Annotated in this window: 39 protein-coding genes; 2 read left to right on the top strand and 37 right to left on the bottom strand. The window is 40.4% G+C overall.

Annotation, left to right across the window (positions count from 1 at the left end; all coding sequences use genetic code 11):
- Positions 1 to 23 precede the first annotated feature (23 nt).
- The 37 genes from truA to rpsL form a co-directional block, all read right to left on the bottom strand.
- Entirely contained in the window at positions 24 to 770 is a 747-nt protein-coding gene (truA, locus tag CUS89_RS14725; RefSeq protein ID WP_010734445.1) for a tRNA pseudouridine(38-40) synthase TruA, read from the bottom strand.
- 35 nt (positions 771 to 805) lie between these two features.
- Positions 806 to 1,603 carry an energy-coupling factor transporter transmembrane component T family protein gene (locus tag CUS89_RS14720; protein ID WP_104872663.1) on the bottom strand — a complete coding sequence of 266 codons (798 nt, stop codon included), beginning with the start codon at positions 1,601 to 1,603 and terminating at the stop codon, positions 806 to 808.
- The gene (locus CUS89_RS14715) at positions 1,593 to 2,462 is read right to left on the bottom strand and encodes an energy-coupling factor ABC transporter ATP-binding protein (RefSeq protein ID WP_104872662.1); all 870 of its coding nucleotides are present in this window, start codon (positions 2,460 to 2,462) and stop codon (positions 1,593 to 1,595) included. The genes CUS89_RS14720 and CUS89_RS14715 overlap by 11 nt, the downstream gene beginning before the upstream one ends.
- Complete coding sequence (locus CUS89_RS14710) at positions 2,438 to 3,277, bottom strand: energy-coupling factor ABC transporter ATP-binding protein (RefSeq protein WP_104872661.1); 840 nt, start codon at positions 3,275 to 3,277, stop codon at positions 2,438 to 2,440. Before CUS89_RS14710 ends, CUS89_RS14715 begins: the two co-directional genes overlap by 25 nt.
- Before the next feature lie 268 nt (positions 3,278 to 3,545).
- Entirely contained in the window at positions 3,546 to 3,926 is a 381-nt protein-coding gene (rplQ, locus tag CUS89_RS14705; protein WP_010734449.1) for a 50S ribosomal protein L17, read from the bottom strand.
- Positions 3,927 to 3,952: 26 nt separating this feature from the next.
- A complete protein-coding gene (locus CUS89_RS14700) occupies positions 3,953 to 4,891 on the bottom strand; it encodes a DNA-directed RNA polymerase subunit alpha (protein ID WP_005880735.1) in 939 nt (312 codons plus the stop codon).
- Between the two features lie 79 nt (positions 4,892 to 4,970).
- Entirely contained in the window at positions 4,971 to 5,360 is a 390-nt protein-coding gene (gene rpsK / locus CUS89_RS14695; protein ID WP_010734450.1) for a 30S ribosomal protein S11, read from the bottom strand.
- Positions 5,361 to 5,387: 27 nt separating this feature from the next.
- The gene (rpsM, locus tag CUS89_RS14690; RefSeq protein WP_010734451.1) at positions 5,388 to 5,753 is read right to left on the bottom strand and encodes a 30S ribosomal protein S13; all 366 of its coding nucleotides are present in this window, start codon (positions 5,751 to 5,753) and stop codon (positions 5,388 to 5,390) included.
- A 17-nt stretch (positions 5,754 to 5,770) separates the two neighbouring features.
- Entirely contained in the window at positions 5,771 to 5,887 is a 117-nt protein-coding gene (rpmJ, locus tag CUS89_RS14685) for a 50S ribosomal protein L36 (RefSeq protein WP_002288710.1), read from the bottom strand.
- Between the two features lie 32 nt (positions 5,888 to 5,919).
- Positions 5,920 to 6,138: a translation initiation factor IF-1 gene (infA, locus tag CUS89_RS14680; protein WP_002288695.1), complete on the bottom strand. Its 219-nt coding sequence runs from the start codon at positions 6,136 to 6,138 to the stop codon at positions 5,920 to 5,922.
- A 190-nt stretch (positions 6,139 to 6,328) separates the two neighbouring features.
- Positions 6,329 to 6,976 (bottom strand): adenylate kinase, encoded by a 648-nt coding sequence (locus tag CUS89_RS14675; RefSeq protein WP_010734452.1) that lies wholly within the window; start codon positions 6,974 to 6,976, stop codon positions 6,329 to 6,331.
- A gap of 59 nt (positions 6,977 to 7,035) precedes the next feature.
- The gene (secY, locus tag CUS89_RS14670; RefSeq protein WP_104872660.1) at positions 7,036 to 8,331 is read right to left on the bottom strand and encodes a preprotein translocase subunit SecY; all 1,296 of its coding nucleotides are present in this window, start codon (positions 8,329 to 8,331) and stop codon (positions 7,036 to 7,038) included.
- Positions 8,331 to 8,771 (bottom strand): 50S ribosomal protein L15, encoded by a 441-nt coding sequence (rplO, locus tag CUS89_RS14665; protein ID WP_010734454.1) that lies wholly within the window; start codon positions 8,769 to 8,771, stop codon positions 8,331 to 8,333. Before rplO ends, secY begins: the two co-directional genes overlap by 1 nt.
- A 48-nt stretch (positions 8,772 to 8,819) precedes the next feature.
- Positions 8,820 to 8,999 carry a 50S ribosomal protein L30 gene (rpmD, locus tag CUS89_RS14660; RefSeq protein WP_010734455.1) on the bottom strand — a complete coding sequence of 60 codons (180 nt, stop codon included), beginning with the start codon at positions 8,997 to 8,999 and terminating at the stop codon, positions 8,820 to 8,822.
- A 14-nt stretch (positions 9,000 to 9,013) separates the two neighbouring features.
- Positions 9,014 to 9,514, bottom strand: coding sequence for a 30S ribosomal protein S5 (gene rpsE / locus CUS89_RS14655; protein WP_010734456.1), 501 nt, complete (start codon positions 9,512 to 9,514; stop codon positions 9,014 to 9,016).
- A 20-nt stretch (positions 9,515 to 9,534) separates the two neighbouring features.
- Positions 9,535 to 9,891 carry a 50S ribosomal protein L18 gene (gene rplR / locus CUS89_RS14650; protein WP_010734457.1) on the bottom strand — a complete coding sequence of 119 codons (357 nt, stop codon included), beginning with the start codon at positions 9,889 to 9,891 and terminating at the stop codon, positions 9,535 to 9,537.
- Positions 9,892 to 10,055: 164 nt separating this feature from the next.
- On the bottom strand, positions 10,056 to 10,592 hold the full coding sequence (gene rplF, locus CUS89_RS14645; protein ID WP_010734458.1) for a 50S ribosomal protein L6: 537 nt from the start codon (positions 10,590 to 10,592) through the stop codon (positions 10,056 to 10,058).
- Between the two features lie 31 nt (positions 10,593 to 10,623).
- The gene (rpsH, locus tag CUS89_RS14640) at positions 10,624 to 11,022 is read right to left on the bottom strand and encodes a 30S ribosomal protein S8 (RefSeq protein WP_010734459.1); all 399 of its coding nucleotides are present in this window, start codon (positions 11,020 to 11,022) and stop codon (positions 10,624 to 10,626) included.
- A gap of 36 nt (positions 11,023 to 11,058) precedes the next feature.
- A complete protein-coding gene (locus CUS89_RS14635) occupies positions 11,059 to 11,244 on the bottom strand; it encodes a type Z 30S ribosomal protein S14 (protein WP_002356214.1) in 186 nt (61 codons plus the stop codon).
- A gap of 18 nt (positions 11,245 to 11,262) precedes the next feature.
- Positions 11,263 to 11,802, bottom strand: coding sequence for a 50S ribosomal protein L5 (rplE, locus tag CUS89_RS14630; RefSeq protein ID WP_010734460.1), 540 nt, complete (start codon positions 11,800 to 11,802; stop codon positions 11,263 to 11,265).
- Positions 11,803 to 11,830: 28 nt separating this feature from the next.
- Positions 11,831 to 12,139, bottom strand: coding sequence for a 50S ribosomal protein L24 (rplX, locus tag CUS89_RS14625; RefSeq protein WP_010734461.1), 309 nt, complete (start codon positions 12,137 to 12,139; stop codon positions 11,831 to 11,833).
- Positions 12,140 to 12,175: 36 nt separating this feature from the next.
- Positions 12,176 to 12,544: a 50S ribosomal protein L14 gene (rplN, locus tag CUS89_RS14620; RefSeq protein WP_010734462.1), complete on the bottom strand. Its 369-nt coding sequence runs from the start codon at positions 12,542 to 12,544 to the stop codon at positions 12,176 to 12,178.
- A gap of 57 nt (positions 12,545 to 12,601) precedes the next feature.
- A complete protein-coding gene (rpsQ, locus tag CUS89_RS14615) occupies positions 12,602 to 12,868 on the bottom strand; it encodes a 30S ribosomal protein S17 (protein WP_104872659.1) in 267 nt (88 codons plus the stop codon).
- Between the two features lie 24 nt (positions 12,869 to 12,892).
- A complete protein-coding gene (rpmC, locus tag CUS89_RS14610) occupies positions 12,893 to 13,081 on the bottom strand; it encodes a 50S ribosomal protein L29 (RefSeq protein WP_002288664.1) in 189 nt (62 codons plus the stop codon).
- Positions 13,071 to 13,505, bottom strand: coding sequence for a 50S ribosomal protein L16 (rplP, locus tag CUS89_RS14605; RefSeq protein WP_010734464.1), 435 nt, complete (start codon positions 13,503 to 13,505; stop codon positions 13,071 to 13,073). The genes rpmC and rplP overlap by 11 nt, the downstream gene beginning before the upstream one ends.
- A 2-nt stretch (positions 13,506 to 13,507) precedes the next feature.
- Positions 13,508 to 14,164, bottom strand: a complete 657-nt coding sequence (gene rpsC / locus CUS89_RS14600) for a 30S ribosomal protein S3 (protein WP_010734465.1) — start codon at positions 14,162 to 14,164, stop codon at positions 13,508 to 13,510.
- 13 nt (positions 14,165 to 14,177) lie between these two features.
- A complete protein-coding gene (gene rplV / locus CUS89_RS14595; protein WP_010734466.1) occupies positions 14,178 to 14,525 on the bottom strand; it encodes a 50S ribosomal protein L22 in 348 nt (115 codons plus the stop codon).
- A gap of 22 nt (positions 14,526 to 14,547) precedes the next feature.
- A complete protein-coding gene (rpsS, locus tag CUS89_RS14590) occupies positions 14,548 to 14,826 on the bottom strand; it encodes a 30S ribosomal protein S19 (protein ID WP_010734467.1) in 279 nt (92 codons plus the stop codon).
- Between the two features lie 42 nt (positions 14,827 to 14,868).
- On the bottom strand, positions 14,869 to 15,699 hold the full coding sequence (gene rplB, locus CUS89_RS14585; protein ID WP_010734468.1) for a 50S ribosomal protein L2: 831 nt from the start codon (positions 15,697 to 15,699) through the stop codon (positions 14,869 to 14,871).
- 38 nt (positions 15,700 to 15,737) lie between these two features.
- Positions 15,738 to 16,028: a 50S ribosomal protein L23 gene (gene rplW, locus CUS89_RS14580; RefSeq protein ID WP_002290449.1), complete on the bottom strand. Its 291-nt coding sequence runs from the start codon at positions 16,026 to 16,028 to the stop codon at positions 15,738 to 15,740.
- Positions 16,028 to 16,651 carry a 50S ribosomal protein L4 gene (gene rplD, locus CUS89_RS14575; protein ID WP_010734469.1) on the bottom strand — a complete coding sequence of 208 codons (624 nt, stop codon included), beginning with the start codon at positions 16,649 to 16,651 and terminating at the stop codon, positions 16,028 to 16,030. Before rplD ends, rplW begins: the two co-directional genes overlap by 1 nt.
- A gap of 27 nt (positions 16,652 to 16,678) precedes the next feature.
- Entirely contained in the window at positions 16,679 to 17,308 is a 630-nt protein-coding gene (gene rplC / locus CUS89_RS14570) for a 50S ribosomal protein L3 (protein WP_010734470.1), read from the bottom strand.
- Between the two features lie 31 nt (positions 17,309 to 17,339).
- Entirely contained in the window at positions 17,340 to 17,648 is a 309-nt protein-coding gene (rpsJ, locus tag CUS89_RS14565; protein ID WP_010734471.1) for a 30S ribosomal protein S10, read from the bottom strand.
- 499 nt (positions 17,649 to 18,147) lie between these two features.
- Positions 18,148 to 19,335, bottom strand: a complete 1,188-nt coding sequence (gene tuf / locus CUS89_RS14560; RefSeq protein ID WP_104872658.1) for an elongation factor Tu — start codon at positions 19,333 to 19,335, stop codon at positions 18,148 to 18,150.
- 172 nt (positions 19,336 to 19,507) lie between these two features.
- Positions 19,508 to 21,592, bottom strand: coding sequence for an elongation factor G (gene fusA / locus CUS89_RS14555; protein ID WP_086335294.1), 2,085 nt, complete (start codon positions 21,590 to 21,592; stop codon positions 19,508 to 19,510).
- Positions 21,593 to 21,670: 78 nt separating this feature from the next.
- Complete coding sequence (gene rpsG / locus CUS89_RS14550) at positions 21,671 to 22,141, bottom strand: 30S ribosomal protein S7 (protein ID WP_010734474.1); 471 nt, start codon at positions 22,139 to 22,141, stop codon at positions 21,671 to 21,673.
- 91 nt (positions 22,142 to 22,232) lie between these two features.
- A complete protein-coding gene (gene rpsL, locus CUS89_RS14545; protein ID WP_010734475.1) occupies positions 22,233 to 22,646 on the bottom strand; it encodes a 30S ribosomal protein S12 in 414 nt (137 codons plus the stop codon).
- A gap of 306 nt (positions 22,647 to 22,952) precedes the next feature.
- On the opposite strand from rpsL, the gene rpiA reads away from it, so the two are divergent.
- Together rpiA and CUS89_RS14535 are read left to right on the top strand one after the other, a co-directional pair.
- Complete coding sequence (gene rpiA / locus CUS89_RS14540) at positions 22,953 to 23,636, top strand: ribose-5-phosphate isomerase RpiA (protein ID WP_104872657.1); 684 nt, start codon at positions 22,953 to 22,955, stop codon at positions 23,634 to 23,636.
- Between the two features lie 111 nt (positions 23,637 to 23,747).
- A complete protein-coding gene (locus CUS89_RS14535; RefSeq protein WP_104872656.1) occupies positions 23,748 to 24,332 on the top strand; it encodes a recombinase family protein in 585 nt (194 codons plus the stop codon).
- The last annotated feature ends 271 nt before the right edge of the window (positions 24,333 to 24,603 follow it).

Below are 24,603 nucleotides of genomic sequence, written 5' to 3'. Positions count from 1 at the left end.
TCTACTTGACAAGGGGTACTTCACTATTCATATTTTACTTCGTATAGGTACAACCCTTCCGGATGAGCAGTCGGACCCGCAGCATTGCGGTCTTTTTTTGCAATGATTTCTGGAAGACAATCTTCTGGCAAACGATCGTTGCCTATTTTTAACAACGTACCAACTAAAATGCGGATCATTTTATAAAGGAAGCCATCACCACGAAACGTAAACGTCAACTCATCGCCTGCTTCATTGACCTGTAAACTGGCTTCATAGATAGTCCGTACTTTATCTTCAATGGAACTTCCAGAAGCGCAAAATGAAGTGAAGTCATGCGTACCAAGTAAATCAGGCAATGCTCGTTCAATCTTTGCTACATCTATTGGATAAGGAAAATAGCTCGCATAATGTCTACGGAAAGGACTACGTGGTTTTCCAATGTCTACTTTGAATTGATAGGTTTTTTCTTTCACTAGATAGCGTGCGTGAAAAGTTTCTGGCACGATCTCCACACTTTTTACTGCAATATCTTCTGGCGACTGCGTATCTAACCCAAAACGCATACGTTCCAAAGGTCGCTCTTCTGGATAATCAAAGTGGATGACTTGCCCGATTGCATGAACCCCCGCATCTGTCCGTCCAGATCCGAAAATCGTGATTTCTTTTCCATTTGCCATCTTCTTTAAGGTTTTTTCCAGTTCTTCTTGGACCGTTCGTCCATTGGGTTGTTTCTGAAAACCATTGAACTGGGTACCATCATAGGCAATGATTGCTTTATAGCGTACCATTCTTCTTCCCCTGTTCTCATTCATCTTTGATAAATTTAGCTACGGATAAACACTAGCACGATCGTCATGAGCGCAAAAGCGACCATAACAATGGTGTCTTGTAAATGCCAGTGGAGGACGCGGTATTTTGTCCGGCCTTCCCCGCCTTGGTAGCCTCTTGCTTCCATTGCTGTAGCTAGGTCTTCCGCACGATTGAAACTGCTGACAAATAATGGAATCAGTAAAGGAATCACCGCTTTCATTTTTTGCACGAGACTTCCTTCGCCAAAGTCAACACCACGCGCGCGCTGTGCATTCATGATTTTTTCGGTTTCGTCCATCAATGTCGGCACAAAACGTAAGGCAATCGAAAGCATCAACGATACTTCATGGACTGGAAAGCGAACCACTTTCAATGGTCGCAACAAATATTCGATTGCATCGGATAATTCTAAAGGTGGTGTTGTCAGTGTCAATAAGGTGGACATAAAGATGATCAAAACAAAACGACAAAAAATAAATAATCCGTTCATGACACCAAATTGAGTGATATTGAAAATCCCCCAACTCCAATACGTTTCTCCACCACTTGTAAACAGTACTTGTAAGCCCACAGTGAATAGGATCAACCAGATCAATGGGCGGATGCCTCGAATAAAGAATTTGATATCTACTTTTGACAAGAAGACCGCAAATAAAGTAAACGCCGCTAATAAAGCATAGGTCTGCCAGTTATTGGCTAAGAAAATAATGCCAATAAAATAGAAACTCGCCAATAACTTTGCACGTGGATCTAACCGGTGGATAAATGAGTCTCCAGGCATATAACGACCAAAAATCAATTTATTCATCATGAGCAGTACCTCCCACCAGTTTGACCAATTGGTCCGCTAGCGCGTCTGCAGTGATCGGCAATTCATCAAAATGGATGCCTTTTACTCGTAGTTCCTCTGCAAACTCAGTGGCTGTTGGTACGCCTAATTGTCGTTCTTTTAGCCATGCAAGGTGTTGGAAGACTTCTTTTGGTTCGCCGCACTTAACAATGCGACCTTTTTCCAGTACATAAACAAAATCAGCATAGTTCGCGACATCATCCATCAAATGCGTCACTAAAACAATCGTGATTTGCTGTTCTTTATGCAAACGCCAGAACATATCCATCATTTCTTTTCTTCCTTGTGGATCTAACCCTGCTGTCGGCTCATCTAAGACGAGAACTTCGGGTTTCATAGCCAGGACACCGGCAATCGCTACTCGTCGCATTTGACCTCCTGACAGCTCAAAAGGCGAGCGTTCTAAATACGTCTCATCCAAGCCGACTTGTTCTAAGGTCTCTTTTGCTAGTAGAGTCGCCTCTTCCTCACTCACACCAAAGTTTTTTGGGCCAAACGCAATATCTCTTGCGACCGTTTCTTCAAACAACTGTGCCTCTGGAAATTGAAAAACAATACCGACTTTTTTTCGAATCGGCTTCAAATTTTTATTATCTGTATCTGGTTTGATCTGACGATCACCGATTTGGACGATTCCTTCGGTCGGTTTGATCAACGCATTCAAATGCTGGAGCAAGGTGGATTTCCCGCTTCCTGTATGACCAACTAAGGCAGTATAGCTGTTTTCTTTGATCAACAGGTCAATATCAAATAAAGCTCGTTGCTCGAATGGTGTATTCGGTTGGTACGTAAAGTTTACTTTTTCAAAACGGATGTCCATAACCAATCCACCATCCTTTCTTCTGTCATGTATTCTTTAGGCACTTCAATGCCACGTTCTTTCAAGGCACTTTTTAGTTTTTCGGGAAAAGGCAAATCTAAGCCTAGATTGATTAGTTCGGGACCGGCAGAGAATATCTCTTTCGGTGTTCCTTCATTCACTAATTCGCCTTCTTTCATCACAAAAATACGATTGGCATTGGCTGCTTCATCGATATCATGCGTGATTGAAATAACGGTCAGTTGACTTTCCTCTTTGATTTCTTTGATCGTTGAGATGACTTCTTCACGACCTTCAGGATCTAACATGCTTGTCGCCTCATCTAAGATGATGATTTCTGGTCGGAGGGCAACAACACCGGCAATCGCCACACGTTGCTTCTGTCCACCGGAGAGACGAACTGGTTCTCTTGTCGCAAAATCGGACATCCGGACTTTTTCAAGAGCATCTTTCACTCGAATGATCATTTCTTCTCGAGGGATACCTTGATTCTCTAAACCAAAAGCAACATCGTCTTCTACTGTTGATCCAACAAATTGATTGTCAGGATTTTGAAAGACCATGCCGACTTTTTGGCGAATTGCCCAGATATTCTCTTCATTTAGTGTTTGATTACCAACTTTGACCGTTCCAGATTCGGGAAGGAGTAAGCCATTGATCGTTTTTGCAAGTGTTGATTTACCGGAACCATTGTGCCCGATAATCGCGATCCATTCTCCTTTATTGATCGTGAAAGAAACATCTTTCAATGCTGGTCGTAAATCTTCTGGTTGGTATTTGTAATTAATCTTTCCTAATTCAATAATCGGCTCCATAAGTACTCCCTCTTCATCCTAAAGTTCCTATTAACCCTATCAAAAAACTGCTGAGTTTTCAATCATTTCTGATTTTTAAAATGTTTTTTTATACCTTCAAGACTGTCTTGACAGTTAATTGAAGGTACAAAAAAACACTTTATGATGAGTGCATACTCCCCAAACGGATCGCTTGGGGAGCAGCGCTGAGCTAGACTCGGAATAAGTAACTTCCAACATCATAACACTCTAAAAGAATCATCCATAAAGTGATGTTATTAGTGTGATTTTAGACAAGTTCTAAGACAACCATTGGTGCACCGTCTCCGCGTCTTGGTTCTGTCTTCAAGATACGAGTGTAGCCACCTTGACGTTCAGCATAACGAGGTGCAATATCGTTGAACAACTTTTGTAAAGCTGATTCGATAACGATTTCCTCATTTTCTTCACGCACGCTAGCAACTTCATTACGTACGAAAGCCGCAGCTTGACGACGTGCATGTAAGTCTCCGCGTTTGCCTAAAGTGATCATTTTTTCAGCAGTTGAGCGAACTTCTTTCGCACGAGCTTCTGTAGTCACAATACGTTCATTAATTAATAAGTCAGTTGTTAAATCACGCAACATCGCTTTACGTTGGCTAGATGTGCGTCCTAGTTTACGATAACTCACGTTGGTTTCCCTCCTTCGTAAAAGGTTTAATCTTCTTTACGTAAACCTAAACCTAAGTCATGCAATTTTGCTTTAACTTCTTCCAATGATTTACGTCCTAAGTTACGGACTTTGATCATTTCTGGCTCAGATTTATTCGTAAGTTCTTGTACAGTATTGATTCCTGCACGTTTTAAGCAATTATAAGAACGAACAGATAAGTCTAATTCTTCAATTGTCATTTCTAACATTTTTTCTTTTTGTGTTTCTTCTTTTTCGACCATGATTTCAGCGTTTTTCGCTTCATCAGTTAGGTTGACAAAGATGTCTAAATGTTCAGTCATGATTTTTGCAGATAAACTCATTGCTTCCAATGGTTCGATTGAACCATCTGTCCAGATCTCCATTGTCAATTTATCAAAGTCTTCACGATGTCCAACACGTGTGTTTTCTACTTGGTAGTTGACACGACGCACAGGCGTGTAGATTGAATCGACTGGAAGAACACCAATTGGCATATCTTCTTTTTTGTTTTCATCTGCTTGAACATAACCACGTCCTGGTTTCACCGTTAGGCGAGCATGGAACGTAGCACCTTCAGATACACTGCAGATGTACATATCTTTGTTAAGAATTTCTACCTCACTATCAACGATAATATCGCCAGCAGTTACTGTAGCAGGTCCGGTAATATCGATCTCAAGGGTTTTTTCTTCTTGACCATACATTTTCAGTGCTAAACCTTTAATGTTCAAGATGATTTGAGTGACGTCTTCTCTAACACCTTTGATGGTAGAGAATTCATGCAGTACACCATCGATTTGAATATTAGTGATGGCAGCACCTGGCAAAGAAGATAATAAAATACGACGTAGGGAATTCCCTAAAGTAGTCCCATACCCTCTTTCAAGAGGTTCAACGATGAACTTGCCATAATCTTTTTCTTCATCAATTTTTGCGATTCTTGGTTTTTCGAACTCAATCATTCTTATCTTTACCCCTTTCAAAACGAAAAGTGTCTTGTTCAATGACGTTACTAATAGAACTCAAAATGAGAGGCACTCATTAAACACGACGGCGTTTTGGAGGGCGGGCACCATTATGAGGAACTGGAGTCACGTCACGAATTGCAGTCACTTCTAAACCTGTTGCTTGTAATGAACGAATTGCTGCTTCACGTCCAGAACCAGGTCCCTTAACTGTTACTTCAACAGTTTTTAATCCGTGTTCCATTGCTGCTTTTGTAGCTGTTTCTGCTGCCATTTGAGCGGCAAAAGGAGTTGATTTTTTGCTTCCTTTGAAACCTAATGAACCAGCTGATGACCACGCTAAAGCATTTCCGTGAGTATCAGTGATCATGATGATTGTGTTGTTGAATGTAGAGTGGATATGTGCAATCCCAGCTTCTATATTCTTTTTCACACGGCGTTTACGATTCACTTTTTTTGCTACCATGAAGATTTAACCTCCTTCACTTAAGAATTATTTTTTCTTGCCAGCGATAGCGCGAGCTGGGCCTTTACGAGTACGTGCATTGTTTTTCGTGTTTTGTCCACGAACAGGCAATCCACGACGGTGACGGATTCCACGGTAAGAACCGATTTCCATCAAGCGTTTGATGTTTAAGTTCACTTCACGACGAAGATCCCCTTCAACTTTTAATTTATCTACTTCTGCACGGATAGCATCTGTTTGTTCATTCGTTAATTCACGAACGCGAACATCTTCAGACACGCCAGCATTAGCTAAGATTTGTTTAGCAGTAGTGTTACCAATACCATAGATATAAGTAAGTGAAACTACTACACGTTTATCACGAGGAATATCTACTCCTGCAATACGAGCCATATTTAGTGCACCTCCAATTATCCTTGACGTTGTTTATGTTTTGGATTTGCTGGGCAAATCACCATAACGCGTCCTTTACGACGAATTACTTTACAATGTTCACACATTGGTTTTACTGATGGTCTTACTTTCATGATAATACCTCCTGTAGTTTTACGGAGTACAATTATTTAAAGCGATAAGTAATACGGCCACGGTTTAAATCATATGGAGACAATTCAACCGTCACTTTGTCACCAGGTAGAATACGAATGTAGTGCATACGAATTTTACCTGAAACAGTAGCAAGAACTTGGTGTCCGTTTTCTAGTTCAACTTTAAACATTGCATTCGGCAAAGTTTCGACGACTGTACCTTCGACTTCAATCATATCTTCTTTTGCCACGCACAGTACCTCCTTGTACTTGTTTCGCATTTTCACACGATAAAATGGCGGAAACTGCAGTTCCCACCTCAAAATTCTCAAAATGGATCATCTAGAGGATTCTCTAGAAGTCGGACTGACATATTCTATCATAATTTATTGAACTTGACAAGAGTAACTGCTTAATGCAAGTCGGCTACGGGCAATCGTGCTATTTTTCAATGATTTTTTGGACATCAGTAAATACAGCATCGATTTCACGATCACCATCGATAGTGTGTAGCAAACCTTGTTCTTTATAATAAGCCAAGATTGGTTCACTATTTTTGATGTTGATAGCCAGACGATTTTTAACCGTCTCAGGTTTATCATCTTCTCTTTGATAGAATTCATGCCCACCACAACGATCACATGTGTCTTCAACTTTTGTAGGGTTGAAAATTTTATGGTAAGTTGCTCCACAGTTACGGCAAATGAAGCGGCCAGCTAATCGCTCAACCAAAACTTCTTCACCCACGTGGATATCGATGACAGCATCAATTTGTTTATTTAAATCTTTTAACATTGCATCTAGAGCTTCTGCTTGCTCGATTGTACGAGGAAAGCCATCTAATAAGAAGCCTTTCTCTGTATCGGGTTCTGCTAAACGCTCTTTTACGATTCCATTTGTTACTTCATCAGGAACTAATGCACCTTTATCCATATAAGACTTTGCTTCCAAGCCAAGAGCTGTTTCATTTTTGATAGCTGCACGAAACATATCTCCTGTTGAGATGTGAGGAATCCCATAAGCGTCAATGATTTTTTCAGCTTGTGTTCCTTTACCTGCACCTGGCAGCCCCATTAAAATGAGGTTCATTGCTTTCCCTCCTAATAAATGTGAGAACGTGTGTTGAGGAAAAACCTCAACACGCTTTCTTACTCAATAAAGCCAACATATTTACGTTTCAGCATTAAGCCTTCTAACTGTTTCGCAGTTTCTAAAGCCACACCGATCACGATCAACAGACTTGTACCACCTAATCCGATTGATTGTGGCAGATCCCAAATCATTTGTGCAATGATTGGTAATAACGCCACTAAACCAAGGAATAGTGCTCCGACTGTACTTAATCGCATCAATAAGCTTGAGACATACTCTTCAGTCCCCTTACCAGGGCGTACACTTGGTATATAGCTTCCTTGCTTTTGTAAGTTCTCCGCTAATTTCTCAGGGTTTACTTGAACAAAGGCATAGAAGAATGTAAATGCGACGATCAATACCGTATAAATCGTTGCACCAGGCACCGTATTATAGTTAAAGATCTCCATCATTATTTTATACCAGTTCTCAGATCCGAATCGGCCACTTAACGCTTGTAACACAGCATTAGGTGTCGCAATAAATGAACTTGCAAAGATAACCGGAATTACCCCAGCAGCATTTACTTTCAACGGTAGGTAACTACTTGTTGGCGCACCTGCTATACGTTTCGTGTACTGAATCGGGATCTTACGTTCAGCTTGTTGGAAAAATGTTACGAATGTCACGATTGCTAGAACCGCAACAAGTAAGATGGCAACGAAAATCGCAGATTTCCAGATATCGGAAGAATCGATATTTACGAAGTAATCTTCATAAATTTCACGTACACTTTCCGGTAATCTTGAAATGATACCTGCAAAGATGATCATTGACACACCGTTACCGATACCTTTTTCAGTGATTTGTTCACCCAACCAAGTAACAAACATCGTTCCTGCAGTTAAGATCAAACCGATCGTTACATAAGTAGAGACGTTTGGATTGTTGACAAAACCTAATTGAGCATATTGGTTAAACCCTGCAGTGATACCGACAGATTGGATAAATGCCAATACTAACGTCAAATATCTTGTTGCCTGATTCAACTTTTTACGACCAACTTCTCCTTGTTTCGACCATTCCACAAAACGTGGAACGATATCCATTTGCAATAATTGGATCACGATCGAAGCAGTAATGTAAGGCGAAACCCCCATCGAAAAGATCGAGAAGTTTTGCATTGCACTACCACTTACCAAGTTCAACATGTTGAAAAACGGTAAGTTAGATAGGTTTTGTAATGAGCTCGCATTTACGCCGGGAACAGTAATATGTGCCCCTAAACGAAAAACAAAGAGAACAAATACAGTAAAAAGGATTTTCGATCTAATATCTTTGACCTTAAAAGCGTCTTTTAATAGTTTAAGCATTAGATCACCTCAACAGAGCCACCAGCCGCTTCGATTGCTTCTTGTGCTGCTTTTGAGAATTTAGCTGCTTTCACAGTTAACTTTTTGTTCAATTCTCCGTTAGCTAAAACTTTGATTCCAGCTTTTTCGTTTTTCACGATTCCAGCTTCTACTAAAGCAACAGGTGTTACTTCAGCTCCGTCTTCAAAGCGATTCAAGACATCTAAATTAACGACTGCGTAGTCCTTACGGTTAACATTTGTAAATCCACGTTTTGGTAAACGACGGAACAATGGTGTTTGTCCCCCTTCGAATCCTAGACGTACACCACCGCCTGAACGAGCTTTTTGTCCTTTTTGACCACGTCCGGCAGTTTTTCCGTTACCTGAAGAAGTACCACGACCAACACGGTTACGTACTTGGCGTGAACCTTCAGCGGGTTTTAATTCATGAAGTTTCATAGGTTTGGCACCTCCTTAATTGTCCTAGTTCTTATTTCATTTGTTTAATTAAACTTCTTCAACGTCCACTAAGTGAGAAACAGTGTTGATCATGCCTTTGATTGCTTCATTAGCAGGCTTAACCACAGAACTGTTAATCTTTGTAAGACCTAACGCTTTAACAGTATCGCGTTGGTTTTGAGGACGTCCGATAATACTGCGTTTTAAAGTTACTTTTAATTCAGCCATTATGTTTGTCCTCCTTATCCGATTAATTCTTCCACTGATTTGCCGCGTAGAGCTGCAACTTCTTCAGCACGTTTTAATTGTTTCAAACCTTCAACAGTTGCGCGAACAACGTTGATTGGTGTGTTTGAGCCTAAAGATTTAGAAGTGATATCTGCTACCCCTGCTAATTCTAATACGGCACGAACTGGTCCACCAGCAGCAACCCCAGAACCTTCAACAGCAGGTTTCATTAGGATTCTACCACCACTAAAAGCACCGATTACTTCGTGTGGGATTGTTGAACCAACCATAGGTACTTCAACTAAGTTTTTCTTCGCATCTTCAATTGCTTTACGGATCGCTTCAGGTACTTCTTGTGCTTTACCAGTACCAAATCCTACGTGTCCGTTTTTGTCACCGACAACAACTAAAGCAGCAAAACGTAGACGACGTCCACCTTTAACAACTTTTGTTACACGGTTAATTGCAACAACGCGGTCTTCTAATTCCAAATGTTTTGGATCGATATAAACCATGAATGGTATTCCTCCTTCTTCTAAAATTCTAGTCCATTTTCGCGAGCAGCTTCAGCTAAAGCTTGCACACGGCCATGGTAAAGGTATCCACCACGGTCAAAGACTACGACTTTAATGCCTTTTTCAGTTGCGCGTTCAGCAACTAATTTACCGACAGCTTGTGCTGCTTCTGTTTTTGTTCCACCTGAAATTTCTTTATCCAAGGTAGAGGCACTTGCTAGCGTTACACCCGCTACGTCATCAATAAGTTGCGCGTAGATGTTTTTGTTAGAACGAAAAACGTTCAAGCGTGGGCGCTCAGCAGTACCAGAGATAGTGTTACGTACACGACGGTGTCTCTTTTGACGTGTTTTGTTCTTATCTGGTTTTGTAATCACAATTGTCACCTCTTTATTTTTATTTTTCCTACTGTCAGACAGTAGGAATGATCAGTTTTGAAAAAATAGAAGCTGCGGCACAAGTAAACTCTCTCTTAATGAAGAAATACTTCAGCAAAATCCTTTTTTCCTGCTGCTGGCTTCTATGAAATTTTTCGAAACGATTATTTACCAGTTTTACCTTCTTTACGGCGTACGAATTCGCCAACATAACGAATACCTTTACCTTTATAAGGTTCTGGAGGACGAGTACCACGGATGTTCGCAGCTAATTCGCCAACTTCTTCTTTGTTCGCACCCTTCACAATTACTTGTGTGTTAGATGGTACTTCAACAGTCACGCCAGCTGGTGGTGTGATTTCTACTGGATGTGAGTAACCAACGTTCAATACAAGTTTTGTTCCTTGCATTTGCGCACGGTACCCAACCCCGATTAATTCTAATCCTTTTTGGAAACCTTCACTAACACCTACAACCATGTTGTTGAAGTTAGCACGAGTTGTTCCATGGATAGTTTTCATTTCTTTACTGTCATTTGGACGAGTGAATGTCACTTCATTTCCTTCGATATTCATTTTGATATCAGCAGAAAATGTACGAGTCAATTCCCCTTTTGGTCCTTTAACTGTAACGTTGTTTCCATCTTGAGTGATAGTTACTCCTTCAGGGATCACAACGATCTTATTTCCAATACGGCTCACTTAAAGACACCTCCTTGTAGATTCTACTTGATTACCATACGTAAGCGATAACTTCGCCGCCGATGTTTTTCTCACGAGCTTCTTTATCAGTGACAACACCTTCAGAAGTCGAAATAATAGCGATACCTAAGCCATTTAAAACTTTTGGCACTTCGCCAGCTTTAACATAAACACGTAAGCCTGGTTTAGAAATACGTTTTAAGTTTGTAATAACACGTTCGCCGCTTTTACCGAATTTTAGGAAAACGCGGATCACGCCTTGCTTGTCATCTTCGATATATTCAACATCACGGACGAAACCTTCACGTTTCAAGATTTCAGCGATGTCACGTTTAATTTTTGATGCAGGTACTTCTAAAGCCTCATGTTTAACCATGTTTGCATTACGGATACGAGTTAGAAAATCTGCAATTGGATCTGTCATGACCATTGAACTTTTACCTCCTTCTTATGCGAATTTACTTTTTTACCAGCTAGCTTTCTTCACGCCGGGAATTTGACCTTTATAGGCAAGTTCGCGGAAGCAAATACGGCAAAGATGGAACTTACGATAAACTGAATGTGGACGTCCGCAACGTTCGCAACGAGTATAAGCTTGTGTTGAATGTTTTGCAGGACGTTTGTTTTTAGCAATCATTGATTTTTTAGCCACGTAGTTCGCCTCCTTTAATTATTTTTGGAATGGCATGCCTAATTGTGTCAACAACTCACGAGATTCTTCATCTGTGTTCGCTGTCGTTACAATGACGATGTCCATACCACGTACTTTATCTACTAAATCATAATCTACTTCTGGGAAGATCAATTGTTCTTTAATACCTAAAGTGTAGTTTCCACGACCATCAAAGGCTTTTTTACTTACACCATGGAAGTCACGTACACGTGGTAGAGAAACTGATACTAATTTATCTAAAAATTCGTACATTCTTTCTCCGCGTAAGGTAACTTTTGCTCCAATTGGCATTCCTTCACGTAAACGGAATCCAGCGATTGATTTTTTAGCTTTTGTGATCATTGGTTTTTGTCCAGTGATCAAAGTTAGTTCTTCAACTGCTTTGTCTAAGTTTTTAGCGTTTGATACCGCATCACCAACACCCATGTTGATGACGATCTTTTCAACTTTAGGTGTTTGCATAACAGAGCTATAGTCAAATTTTTCCATCAATGATGGAGTTACTTCTTTAAGATATTTTTCTTTTAGGCGGTTCATTCAGTAAGACCCTCCTTCCTTAAACTTTTTATTTATCTAAAACTTCACCGGTTTTTTTAGAAACACGGACTTTTTTTCCGTCTACTTCTTTGTAGCCAACACGGCCAGCTACACCAGTAGAGTCGATGACCATCACGTTAGAAACGTGAAGTGGCGCTTCCATCTCAACAATTCCACCTTGAGGAGCAGCTTGAGAAGGTTTTTGGTGTTTTTTGATCATGTTCACACCTTCGACAACCACTTTATCCTGTTTAGGAAACGCTGCTAATACAACGCCTTCTTTGTTTTTGTCTTTACCGGTGATCACTTTAACTTTATCGCCTTTTTTAACAAACATAACTGTTTCGCACCTCCTTTGTTAAGTGTCTCAAGATTATAAAACTTCTGGTGCTAGAGAAACGATCTTCATGAAGTTGTTTTCACGTAGTTCACGTGCAACTGGCCCAAAGATACGTGTTCCACGAGGGCTTTTATCATCACGAATAATCACTGCAGCATTTTCATCAAACTTGATATATGAACCGTCTGCACGACGAGCTCCTGATTTTGTACGAACGATAACGGCTTTAACCACGTCACCTTTTTTGACAACCCCACCTGGCGTTGCTTGTTTAACCGTAGCAACGATCACATCACCGATATTCGCAGTTTTGCGACCAGATCCGCCAAGGACTTTGATCGTCAAAATTTCACGTGCGCCTGAATTATCAGCGATTCTTAAACGACTTTCTGCTTGGATCACGTTGTGTATCCTCCTTTCAGATTTTGCATTCAATCTATATAGGAAAATCTCGTGTTATTAGATAACAACTGCTTCTTCGACTATTTCCAACAAACGGAAACGTTTTGTAGCTGATAATGGACGAGTTTCCATAATTCTAACGATGTCTCCAACTTTTGCTGTGTTGTTTTCATCATGTACTTTGTACTTCTTAGAATAGTTCATACGTTTACCGTAGATAGGGTGGTTTTTCTTTGTTTCGACAGCAACGGTAATTGTTTTATCCATTTTGTCTGATACCACGCGACCTTGATAAACTTTGCGTTGATTTCTTTCTTCAGTCATACGCTTAATGGCCTCCTTCCATAATTACTTAGCTTGTTCACGCAAAACTGTTTTGATGCGTGCAATCGATTTACGTACTTCTTTAATACGTGCAGTGTTTTCTAATTGACCTGTTGCTAATTGGAATCTAAGATTAAACAATTCTTCTTTTAATTGTTTTTCTTGATCAAGCATTTCGGCAGTGGTTAATTCTCTGATTTCTTTAACCTTCATTCGATTCACCACCCATTTCCTCACGTTTTACGATCTTAGTTTTCATTGGTAATTTGTGAGAAGCTAAACGTAATGCTTCACGAGCTACTTCTTCAGAAACGCCTGCAATTTCAAACATGATTTTACCACGTTTTACTGGTGCAACCCATCCTTCAGGAGCCCCTTTACCTTTACCCATACGAACGCCGATCGCTTTAGATGTATATGATTTATGAGGGAAAATTTTGATCCATACTTTCCCGCCACGTTTCATGTAACGAGTCATAGCAATACGAGAAGCTTCGATCTGACGGTTTGTGATCCAGTGTGATTCAACAGCTTGTAAGCCGTATTCACCGAATGCTACTTCTTTTCCGCCTTTTGCTTCACCACGCATTTTTCCGCGGAATTCACGACGGTGTTTTACACGTTTAGGTACTAACATGTTTATTTCCCTCCTTTCTCAGTGTTTTTTTTAGTTGGAAGAATTTCTCCACGATAGATCCACACTTTAACTCCTAGTTTTCCGTATGTTGTATCTGCTTCTTCCCATGCGTAATCAATATCCGCACGCAAAGTGTGAAGAGGAACTGTTCCTTCTGAGTATCCTTCTGAACGAGCGATATCCGCACCGTTTAGACGTCCAGATACTTGAGTTTTGATCCCTTTAGCGCCAGAACGCATTGAACGTTGGATCGCTTGTTTTTGAGCGCGACGGAATGCAACACGGTTTTCTAATTGACGTGCAATTCCTTCACCTACTAATTTAGCATCTAAATCTGGTTTTTTGATTTCCACGATGTTGATATGGATTCTTTTACCAGTTAATTTGTTTAATTCTTTTCTTAGGTTTTCGACTTCAGATCCGCCTTTACCAATAACCATACCTGGTTTAGCTGTGTGGATTGAAATGTTTACGCGGCCAGTTGCGCGCTCGATTTCAATTGTTGATACAGCAGCATCAGCAAGTCTAGTTGAAATAAATTTACGGATTCTTAAATCTTCGTGTAAGAACTCTGCATACTCTTTTTCAGCAAACCATTTTGCATCCCAGTCGCGGATGATGCCTACACGCATTCCAATTGGATGTACTTTTTGACCCACAGATTATCCCTCCTTATTTTTCTGATACGACTACCGTGATATGACTTGTACGTTTGTTGATTGGTGAAGCTGAACCTTTTGCACGTGGACGGAAACGTTTCATTGTTGGTCCTTCGTTAACAAATGCTTCAGATACTACCAAGTTCTCAACATCTAAGTCAAAGTTGTTTTCTGCATTTGCAATTGCTGACATCAATACTTTCTCGATGATCCCAGCAGATTTGTTTGGTGTGAATTTCAAAATTGAAATTGCATCCGCAACACTTTTACCTCTGATAAGGTCAATTACTAGACGCGCTTTACGAGGTGAAGTGCGAACTGTTTTTGCAGTTGCTTTAGCTGATGTGATTTGTTCTGCCATTTGCTTTTATCCTCCCCTCGAATTAGCGTCTCGTTTTCTTGTCGTCAGCGACATGCCCACGATAAGTTCTAGTTGGTGCGAATTCACCTAATTTGTGTCCTACCATATCTTCTTGGATGTAAACTGGTACGTGTTTACGTCCATCGTATACTGCGATGGTATATCCAACAAAACTTGGGAAAATTGTCGAACGACGAGACCAAGTTTTGATTACTTTTTTCTTTTCGGCCCCTGCTTGAGCTTCAACTTTACTCATTAAATGCTCATCAACGAAAGGCCCTTTCTTTAAACTACGACCCATGGTGAACCTCCTCTCAAAATGTGCGACACATGGTCAAAGTAATTATTTATTTTTACGACGAACGATAAGTTTGTCTGATTTAGCTTTCTTGTTACGAGTTTTGTAACCAAGAGCTGGTTGACCCCAAGGAGAAACTGGAGCTTTACGTCCGATTGGAGCTTTACCTTCACCACCACCGTGTGGGTGATCGTTAGGGTTCATTACGCTACCACGTACAGTTGGGCGTTTACGCATCCAACGAGAGCGGCCAGCTTTACCAATATTGATAAGTTCGTGTTGTTCGTTACCTACAGAACCGATTGTTGCGCGGCATGCAGCTAAGATCATGCGAACTTCACCAGAGTTCAAGCGGATCAATACGTATTTGCCTTCTTTACCAAGTACTTGAGCACTTGTACCAGCAGAACGGATCAATTGTCCACCTTTACCAGGTTTCATTTCAATATTGTGGATCACAGTACCAACTGGAATGTTTTCTAAAGGAAGAGCATTTCCGACTTTGATATCTGCTTCAGGACCTGAAACAAGTTTCATTCCAACTTGTAGTCCTTTTGGTGCTAAGATGTAAGCTTTCACTCCATCTTCATAATGTACTAACGCGATGTTAGCTGAACGGTTTGGATCATATTCGATCGTTTGAACAGTAGCAACAACGTTGTCTTTGTTACGTTTGAAATCGATCACGCGGTATTGGCGTTTGTGTCCGCCACCTTGATGACGTACAGTGATGCGGCCGTTGTTATTACGTCCAGCATGGTTTTTCAATGGCTGTAACAATGTTTTTTCAGGTGTTGATGTTGTGATTTCAGCAAAATCAGAACCTGTCATGTTACGACGGCCATTTGTGGTAGGTTTGTACTTTTTAATCGCCACGTTTTCCCCTCCTAATTTAATCAGTTATCGAGTATTGCTTATTCAGCAGCTTCGAATAATTGGATTTCTTTTGAATCTTCAGTCAATGTAACGATCGCTTTGCGACGTTTTTTTGTATATCCTGCATATTTGCCCATACGTTTGAATTTCGCACGTACGTTCACGATGTTCACGTTTTTGACTTTCACGTCAAAAGCAGCTTCAACCGCTTGTTTTACTAAAGTTTTGTTTGCGCGAGTGTCTACTTCGAAAGTATATTTCTTGTCATCCATGGCAAGCATTGATTTCTCAGTGATCACTGGGCGTTTGATTACGTCTAGTAAGTTCATTATGCAAGCACCTCCTCAATTTGAGTAAGAGCAGTTTGTGTTGCTAAAACTTTTGTATTTGATACAACATCTAGAACGCTAACGTTGTCAGAAGTTACTACAGAAACGTTTGATAAGTTACGTGCAGATAAAGCTGCAAAGTCGTTACCAGGTTCTAGTACAACCAATACTTTAGAGTCAATAGATAATTTAGCAAGAACTTCTTTGAATTCTTTTGTTTTTGGTGCATCAAAGCTTAATCCTTCGATTGCTACCAAGTTGTTTTCAGCAACTTTTTCTGACAATACAGATTTCATTGCTAAACGACGAACTTTTTTAGGAAGTTTGTAGCTGTATGAACGTGGTGTTGGTCCGAAGACTACGCCACCTCCACGCCATTGCGGTGAACGGATTGATCCTTGACGAGCACGACCAGTTCCTTTTTGACGCCATGGTTTACGGCCACCGCCTCGAACAGCGCTACGGTTTTTGACCGCATGTGTTCCTTGTCTTAATGATGCGCGTTGCATAACGATTGCGTCGTAAACAACACTTTCATTTGGTTCAATTCCGAAGATTTCTTCGTTAAGAGTGATTTCACCGTTTTGGCTTCCATCTTGTTTGAATAATGCTACATTCGGCATTCCTTAGTTCCTCCTTTCTTCCTACTATTATTTAGCTTTCACAGCTGATTTGATAGTGATTAATGATTTTTTCGCTCCAGGAACGTTACCTTTGATCAAGATTACGTTTCTTTCAGCATCTACACGTACAACTTCCAAGTTTTGGATAGTTACGCGGTTGCCACCCATACGGCCAGCAAGACGTTTGTTTTTGAATACACGGTTAGGTGCAACTGGACCCATTGACCCAGGACGACGATGGTAGCGAGAACCGTGAGCCATTGGTCCGCGGCTTTGGCCGTGACGTTTGATAACCCCTTGGAATCCTTTACCTTTCGTAGTACCTGTTACATCAATAATGTCTCCTGCTTGGAAAACATCAACTGTAATTTCTTTTCCTACTTCATATTCTCCTAGCTCAACATTTTTGAATTCACGAATGAAGCGCTTAGGAGCCGTGTTTGCTTTTGCAACATGACCTTTCGCAGGTTTGTTTGATAAAACTTCACGTTTGTCTTGGTAACCAACTTGAATAGCTTCGTAGCCATCAGTTTCCATTGTTTTTACTTGTAGTACTACGTTTGGCGTAGCTTCTACAACAGTAACTGGAATTAATTCGCCAGATTCAGTGAAGATTTGTGTCATTCCCACTTTTTTCCCTAAGATTCCTTTGGTCATGAGTACACCTCCATTATTATTAGTTTAGTTTTTATAGTTTGATTTCGATGTTAACACCTGATGGTAAGTCAAGCTTCATTAAAGCATCAACTGTTTTTGGTGTTGGGTTCACAATGTCGATAAGACGTTTGTGTGTACGCATTTCGAATTGTTCGCGTGAATCTTTGTATTTGTGAGTCGCACGAATAACTGTGTAAAGACTGCGTTCAGTTGGTAATGGAATTGGACCAGAAACGCCAGCTCCAGTTCTTTTTGCAGTTTCCACGATTTTATCCGCTGATTGATCTAAAATACGGTGTTCATACGCTTTTAAACGGATACGAATTTTTTGTTTTGCCATCTTGTTCCCTCCTTCGCCTATTTTGAAAAGTAGACATAGCTCCACGAAAATTTCCGTCACGCTCGTTCGTGGCAAAGCGTCCGGGCGTGTCGCAACCTCTCGTTTCTTAGCCGACAAAATCATTTTGATTTCGTCTGTGCCATTCACCTAAGGTAAACGCACCTTTGTCATTATAATATATCTAAATGCACAACGCAAGGTTTTTTTGCTGTAAAAAACAATTTATTTTCATAAGTTTTCATTTAACTAAAAAACGAGAAATCCTTCTCTGTTTGCAGGAGAATTTGTTGTTCCTCCCCTCCTGATTTTCATTCGCTTATTTATATAAAAAAGGCAATTCGCTACATATTAAGAATTTTTATTGGTATTTCTATATTACATACTTTGCGTCCCCAACCAATCGTCTGCTCAAATAAAAAAAGTTCGAGGCAAAGGATCAAGATCCTTACCTCGAACTTCAACGTCCGAATAAATGTTACTTTGTTAGGCTTAAAGTGAATTAAGCTTTGATTTCTGTAACGACACCGGCACCAACTGTACGTCCGCCTTCACGGATTGAGAATTTAGTACCGTTTTCGATAGCGATTGGGTGGATTAATTCAACTTCCATTGTTACGTTGTCGCCAGGCATAACCATTTCAGTTCCTTCTGGTAATTCAACAACACCAGTTACGTCAGTCGTACGGAAGTAGAATTGTGGACGGTAGTTAGTGAAGAATGGAGTATGACGTCCACCTTCTTCTTTAGTCAACACGTATACTTCTGCAGAGAATTTTGTATGAGGTGTGATTGTACCTGGTTTAGCTAAAACTTGACCACGTTGGATGTCTTCACGTGAAACACCACGTAGTAACGCACCAATGTTATCGCCTGCTTCAGCGTAGTCTAATAATTTACGGAACATTTCAACACCAGTTACTGTTGTTTGAGCTGTTTCTTCTGCGATACCAACGATATCGATAACGTCACCAACACGAACTTGTCCACGTTCAACACGTCCTGTAGCAACAGTACCACGACCAGTGATTGAGAATACGTCCTCAACTGGCATCATGAATGGTTTGTCGTTTTCACGTTCTGGAGTTGGGATATATTCGTCAACTGCAGCCATCAATTCAAGAATTTTTTCTTCGTATGAAGCGTCGCCTTCTAAAGCTTTTAAAGCTGAACCAGCGATTACAGGAACATCGTCACCAGGGAATTCGTATTCTGTTAATAGGTCACGAACTTCCATTTCAACTAATTCAAGTAATTCTTCGTCATCAACCATATCTACTTTGTTCAAGAATACAACGATGTATGGTACACCAACTTGACGAGATAATAGGATGTGTTCACGAGTTTGAGGCATAGGGCCGTCAGCAGCAGAAACAACTAAGATTCCGCCGTCCATTTGAGCAGCACCAGTGATCATGTTTTTAACGTAGTCCGCGTGTCCTGGGCAGTCAACGTGAGCGTAGTGACGTGCGTCAGTTTCGTACTCAACGTGAGCTGTTGAAATAGTGATTCCGCGTTCGCGTTCTTCAGGAGCACCATCGATTTGATCGTAAGCCATTGCTTGGCCGCCGTTTTTCTTAGATAGTACAGTTGTGATTGCAGCTGTTAAAGTTGTTTTACCATGGTCAACGTGTCCGATAGTACCAATGTTAACGTGTGGTTTCGAACGGTCAAATTTTTCTTTTGCCATTTTAAAATATCCTCCCTAAAATTACAGTTTAATTTTTATTTGTCTGATAGGTATGTGATAGACAAAATTGCCGATCACATGCCCGTATCATCAAAAGTTATTTTACACGAAACTGCATAAAAAATACAGTCTCTAGATAAATCTCTTCACGAGACTACCTTGCTTTAAGAAATTATTCAGCTTTTCCGCCGTTTTTCTTAATGATTTCTTCTTGAACAGATTTCGGTACATCTTCGTAGTGGTCAAATACCATCATGAATGTACCACGACCTTGAGTTGCTGAACGCAATGTAGTCGCGTATCCGAACATTTCTGCCAATGGAACGATCGCATTAACGATTTGTGAATTACCGTGTGCTTCCATTCCTTCAACACGTCCGCGTCGGCTTGTTACGTGTCCCATGATATCACCTAAGTAATCTTCTGGTACAGTAATCGTAACTTTCATCATTGGTTCAAGGATCACAGGACGTGCGTGTTTTGCAGCAGCTCTTAGAGACATTGATGCAGCAACACGGAACGCTGTTTCATTTGAATCGACGTCATGGTATGAACCATCGTAAAGTTTTGCTTTGATATCCACTAATGGGTATCCAGCAAGAACACCGTTATTCATTGATTCTTCTAATCCTTTTTCAACTGCTGGGATGTATTCACGTGGAACCACACCACCAACGATTGCGTTTTCGAATTCGAAGCCTTTTCCTTCTTCGTTTGGTGTAAATTCAACCCATACGTGACCGTATTGACCTTTACCACCAGACTGACGTACGAATTTACCTTCCGCTTTTGTTGCTTCACGGAATGTTTCGCGGTAAGAAACTTGAGGCGCACCAACGTTTGCTTCAACTTTAAATTCGCGTTTCATACGGTCTACTAATACGTCCAAGTGCAACTCACCCATACCTGAGATAACTGTTTCACCTGTTTCAACGTTTGTTTCAACACGGAATGAAGGATCTTCTTCTGCAAGTTTTTGCAACGCAACACCCATTTTATCTTGGTCAGCTTTTGATTTAGGCTCAACAGCGACTTGGATAACTGGTTCTGGGAATTCGATTGATTCAAGGATAACTGGTGCATCTAACGCACACAATGTGTCCCCTGTTGTTGTATCTTTCAATCCAACAGCAGCGGCGATATCACCTGAATACACTTTGTCGATTTCTTGACGTGTGTTTGCGTGCATTTGTAGAATACGACCGATACGTTCTTTTTTGCCTTTTGAAGCGTTCAATACGTATGAACCACTTTCAAGGACACCAGAATAAACACGGAAGAAAGTTAGACGACCTACGAATGGGTCAGTCATTACTTTAAATGCTAATGAAGCAAAAGGAGCTTCGTCATCTGCAGGACGAGTTGTTTCTTCGTCTGTTTTTGAGTCAATACCTTTGATTGCTTCGATATCTAGTGGTGATGGCAAGTAATCAAGAACAGCATCCAACATCAATTGGACCCCTTTATTCTTGAATGCTGAACCAGCTAACACAGGGAAGAACTCAACGTTGATCGTTGCACGGCGGATACCGGCAATCAATTCTTCTTGAGTGATTTCTTCACCTTCAAGATATTTCATCATTAGTTCTTCGTCTGTTTCAGCAACAGCTTCGACTAATTTTTCACGCCATTCTTGTGCTTGTTCTGCATATTCTTCAGGGATTTCAGTTTCTTGGATGTCTGTGCCTAGATCGTTTGTGTAGATCTCTGCTTTCATCGTTACCAAGTCAATGATACCTGTGAAGTTATCTTCAGAACCGATTGGCAATTGGATTGGATGCGCGTTCGCTTGTAAGCGATCGTGCAATGATTTTACTGAGTATAAGAAGTCTGCACCGATTTTATCCATTTTGTTACAGAATACGATACGAGGCACTCGGTACTCAGTTGCTTGACGCCAAACAGTTTCTGTTTGAGGTTCAACACCTGATTGTGCATCAAGTACAGTTACAGCACCATCCAATACACGTAGAGAACGTTGAACTTCGATTGTGAAGTCTACGTGTCCTGGTGTATCGATGATATTTACGCGGTAACCTTTCCACTGCGCAGTAGTGGCAGCAGATGTAATCGTGATACCACGTTCTTGTTCTTGTTCCATCCAGTCCATCTGTGAAGCTCCTTCGTGAGTTTCACCGATTTTATGGATTTTACCAGTATAGTACAAGATACGCTCTGTTGTTGTAGTTTTACCTGCATCAACGTGAGCCATGATACCAATATTACGAGTTTTTTCTAGCGAAAATTCTCTTGCCATTTTCTTACTCCTCTCTTTATTTAAATCGATTGTAAATTGACTTTCTGCTGCGGGTTTAGCCGACAGACAGAGAGGATCTTACCAACGATAATGAGCAAATGCGCGGTTCGCGTCTGCCATTTTGTGTGTGTCTTCGCGTTTTTTAACAGAAGCTCCAGTGTTGTTTGCAGCGTCCATGATTTCTTTCGCTAAGCGTTCTTCCATTGTGTGTTCACCGCGCAAGCGAGCGTAGTTAACTACCCAACGTAGCGCTAAAGTCGTACGACGTTCAGGGCGAACTTCAACTGGTACTTGATAGTTTGAACCCCCAACACGACGTGCTTTAACTTCAAGAACAGGCATAACATTGTTCATTGCTTGTTCAAACACTTCTAATGGATCGTTACCTGTAGATTCTTTGATCAAATCAAAGGCATTATAGATAATATTAGCAGCAACACCGCGTTTTCCGTCAACCATTACACGGTTGATCAAGCGAGTTACTAATTTTGAGTTATAAATAGGATCTGGTAAAACATCACGTTTTGCAACAGGACCTTTACGTGGCATCCGTAACTCCTCCTTCCGAAATATTCTTCATAGTTGATCGAATGACTACTATATAGTAGGTTCGATTTTCATTTGTAGTAAATAATTAAAATTAAGCTTTAGGTCTTTTCGTACCGTATTTAGAACGGCTTTGTTTACGGTCGTTCACACCAGCAGTATCTAGTGCACCACGAACGATATGATAACGTACCCCTGGTAAGTCTTTTACACGTCCACCGCGTAATAGTACCACGCTATGTTCTTGTAAATTGTGACCAATCCCTGGGATATAAGCAGTAACTTCAATTAAGTTTGACAAACGAACACGAGCGTATTTACGTAAAGCTGAGTTCGGTTTTTTAGGTGTCATTGTTCCCACACGTGTAGCTACCCCACGTTTTTGAGGAGAGTTCACGTTTGTTTGAGTTTTCTTAAAGCTGTTATATCCTTTGTTCAAAGCAGGTGAATTAGATTTTTCCACCTTTGATTTACGAGGTTTACGTACTAATTGGTTAATTGTAGGCATTCCTAGTTCCTCCTTCCCACGATTCACATCTAGTTCCACACATCCAGGTGGTTCTTTTTTTGCGATAAAAAATAAATGCAGTTATGCATCTTTATCAAATATGCTTTGATAAACAGTCAGCACGTCTCTTAACAGAGACCTGTAGATAAAGCACCTTGGTTAGAATATCACGGATAAAAAAGAATGTCAACCAAACATATACATTTTTTTCTATCCTATAAAAATTGTGTTATGCTCCCTATCTTTTTCGATGAAATCAAGCTAAAATAGCAGATAAAGAGCTATAAAAATGCTGGAGGGATAGGAATGAACTTAAAGCAATTGGTAGGCATAAAAGCTGCAGAATTTGTTGAAGATGGCATGATCGTTGGACTAGGAACTGGTTCTACTGCCTATTATATGGTAGAAGAAATCGGCCGACGCATGCGCGAAGAAGGATTGAAAATCACTGGTGTCACTACTTCTAGTGGTACAAAAGCACAAGCAGAAAGCTTAGGTATCCCTTTGAAAAGTATCGATGAAGTCCCAGTCGTCGATTTGACGATCGATGGTGCCGATGAGATCAGCGCCGAGTTTCAAGGAATCAAAGGTGGCGGAGCTGCCCTTTTATTTGAAAAAATCGTCGCCTCTTATTCAAAACAAACGATCTGGATCGTCGATGGATCAAAAATGGTGGATCAACTAGGACGCTTTCCACTCCCTGTCGAAGTCATTCCTTATGGATCTAAACAACTGATGCGTCTTTTTGAAGAAAAAAACTATCAGCCTGTATTACGTCAAACAGAAACTGGGAAGACCGTCGTAACGGATAGTGGGCATTATATTATTGACCTTCATTTAGAACGAATCGAAGACCCCGAAAAGTTAGCGACTTATTTGGATCAATTAGTCGGTGTCGTCGAACACGGCTTGTTTTTAAATATGGTTTCAAAGGTTGTCGTTGCCTCTGAAAATGGCGTGTCTGTACTCGATACTCCCTTTCAAAAATAATGCGAAAGAGATTCGTTGAAAATGCCTAAAAAAACTATCTTTTTCAGTTACTTTATGCTACATTTTTACTTGTCTCAAACACTTAGAAAACTTTGCTAGAAAGGAATCACCATGAAGATTATCGGTTATGCACGTACAACTATCAATGATGTCGATTTAACGGCTCAAATGCAAAAACTCTCTGATTTTGGTTGTCACGAAATTTTTCACGAAACTTATGGTCAAAAAGATACTTTATCTGACGCAATTTGTTTAGAAAATGTTATCGAGAAAATGGAGCAAGGCGATACATTAGTTGTTTGCCAGCTTCACCATCTAGGAAAATCGACAAGACAACTAACAGAATTCACGAAATTATTTAAAGACCGTGGGTTACATCTAGTCAGCATCACAGAAAAAATCGATACTCGCGAACCTATGGGGACGGTCTACTTCCAATTAATGGAGGGATTAGCTGAGATGGAGTGTGCATTGATCAAAGAACGCACGCTGATTGGATTAGATGAAGCACGTAAAAAAGGAAAAATTGGCGGACGCCCAAAAATCGATGCCAAAACAATCAAAAAAATTCGTCGTCTGTACTATGAAAAGAAAGAAACGATCCAATTTATTTCTTCAAAATGTGGCGTTTCAGTCGGCACTTGCTACAAATATATCAATCTACCTGAAAAAGAGCTTCAGCAATTATTCAATTAATTAGCAAGTACAAACCCGTTGATTTCAATAATTGATCGAAAGAACCCACACTAAACAAACAGAAATTATTTTACTTAATAGATAAAAAGGTTGTCAAACAAGTTTTTTGAGTGAAAGCTCTGTAATAACGCTTGTTTACAGCCTTTTTTTTAGTTCGTCTGTGGTCTTTTAAACAAACAGCTTTCATTTTACAATGGAAATCTTATGAAAAACATTGTACAATAAGGCAGAACTGAAATTTTCAGAAATAACACTTATTTTAAAGGAGAGT

Source organism: Enterococcus mundtii, assembly GCF_002947535.1.
In the GTDB taxonomy this organism is placed as follows: Bacteria; Bacillota; Bacilli; order Lactobacillales; family Enterococcaceae; genus Enterococcus_B; species Enterococcus_B mundtii_B.
This window is presented reverse-complemented; position numbering and strand designations above follow the sequence as displayed.